The sequence below is a fragment of the Nostoc sp. 'Peltigera membranacea cyanobiont' 232 genome, from assembly GCF_002245985.1.
Classification (GTDB): Bacteria; Cyanobacteriota; Cyanobacteriia; order Cyanobacteriales; family Nostocaceae; genus Nostoc.
The window spans coordinates 1-1,652 of the sequence record NZ_NOLK01000372.1; the positions used below are offsets into that span (position 1 = coordinate 1).

At 44.5% G+C, this 1,652-nt stretch carries 2 protein-coding genes and 1 pseudogene; all 3 read left to right on the forward strand.

What is annotated here, in order from left to right:
- Positions 1 to 299 (forward strand): annotated as a pseudogene (locus CDG79_RS40400) (hypothetical protein); the annotation flags it as partial.
- Positions 300 to 465: 166 nt separating this feature from the next.
- On the forward strand, positions 466 to 852 hold the full coding sequence (locus tag CDG79_RS40405; protein ID WP_094347027.1) for a hypothetical protein: 387 nt from the start codon (positions 466 to 468) through the stop codon (positions 850 to 852).
- 381 nt (positions 853 to 1,233) lie between these two features.
- Positions 1,234 to 1,652 (forward strand): helix-turn-helix transcriptional regulator (locus tag CDG79_RS40410; protein ID WP_143855754.1); only part of this gene is annotated, 419 nt, incomplete at its 3' end.

The following is a 1,652-nucleotide window of genomic DNA, read 5'->3' on the forward strand; positions in this document are numbered from 1 at the left end:
AGAAACTGGGGACTCAAATGATCTACTCTATACCCAGAGACAATATGGTGCAGCAAGCAGAGTTCCACCGCAAGACGGTGATTGAGTATGCTCCTGAGTCTGAACAGGCGCAGCACTATCGCAACCTGGCTATGGCAATTGACCAGAATACAGATTTTGTCACTCCGAAATCTATGTCTAACGATCAGCTAGAGGAACTGCTGGTACAGTTTGGGTTGTTTAGACATCTCCAAACATTAGGTATCAACCCAAACTCCACAAAGGTTGCAGATTCATTTTCGGAGATGCCTCTTGAATAGGACGATGCAGTAGGGGTTATCCCTCATACAAAGTGTCTGGAGCAATTGGCAATCTCTGACTCGAAAAAACAGAAAAAACTGCGTAAACTTCTTACCACCATTTGAGAAATCGGCGTTCTGAAGCACGCCAAAATTCGTCTACCTCATTGAAGGAGGAGAACTCATTATGTTGACTGAAGAGGTTTTAGTCGAAAAATTTATCACCGTAGTCAAGGGACGCTGTGCCAAAGTAGGTGAGTTGCTCCAGTACTGCCACGTCGAACTCGTAAACTCTTACTGGGGTTGTCCTCCAAAACTTATACAACATTTTGTTGTTTATTATCCGAATATGTTGTTTGCCTCGATTAATGCCAACAAAGACGTTTTCAGAGACGTTGCCCAAGATTTGGGGATATGTCAGGCTGTTTGCATAAATGCCACACGCATTATTCGCGATCGCTCCTCAAGGTTGAAGGAAAAGAACCCGATCTTATGGTTGGAACTCCAGTGGGTGGCGGTACCAACTAAAAAAGGCAATTGGCATTTAGATCGGGACTTACCGCACTCGGACTAAGTACAGCTTTGCGTGAAACCGTGGCGAATTGAGGGTTGAAATTTAAACGCAAAGGGGCGCAGAGTATAGCGCAGAGTAACGCAAAGTCTGTTTGAGTCCATTCGCTACGAATTAATGCAAAGCTGTACTAAGTTTTCTGTTGGTGACGTAGCTTGCCGACTGCGATCGCCGACGGCGGCAAGCTACGCTAAATTGCTAAATAGTATCCAATAATGCAAGTATTTTAGCAAAGCGTATGCTATGCTTGCAGCAAATAAGCGAAATTGTCAAAACATCAACATGTCTGACAACATAAACAGCTAACACTAGAAAACCTTGCTATTGACCCAACAAATTTAAGTTTGTCTGCTGCGGCTTTTTCTAACGGAGATATACAGCCTCATGAAACTGGATGTGAATCTTTGCAATAACCTGAAGTCAATTAGAACTCGCTTGGGTATGAGTCAGCAAGAATTGGCTAATATAGCTGGCGTAACTCGCCAGAGTATTGGTGGTGTGGAATTGGGACAATATGCTCCTTCTGTTGCTATGTCACTACGTTTAGCCAAGGCCCTTGGCTGCCAAGTCGAGGACTTATTCTGGTTTGAAGAAGATTTACCAGAAGTTGAGGCAATTCTTGCGGGATCAGTCCCTAAGCAACAGCAATCACGAGTTAGTCTAGCGCGGGTTGGGAATCAATGGATAGCTTATCCCCTCGTTGGGAATGATGCTTTTCGGATCGAAATGATTCCAGCTGATGGTGAGACGCTTGCAGTGATCTACCCTGATGCTAAGGAATCCGTAAGGGTGGAAGAGTTACC

Coding starts and splice junctions, on each gene's coding strand:
- CDG79_RS40405 (WP_094347027.1), top strand. CDS start 466: ATGTTGACTGAAGAGGTTTTAGTCGAAAAATTTATCACCGTAGTCAAG.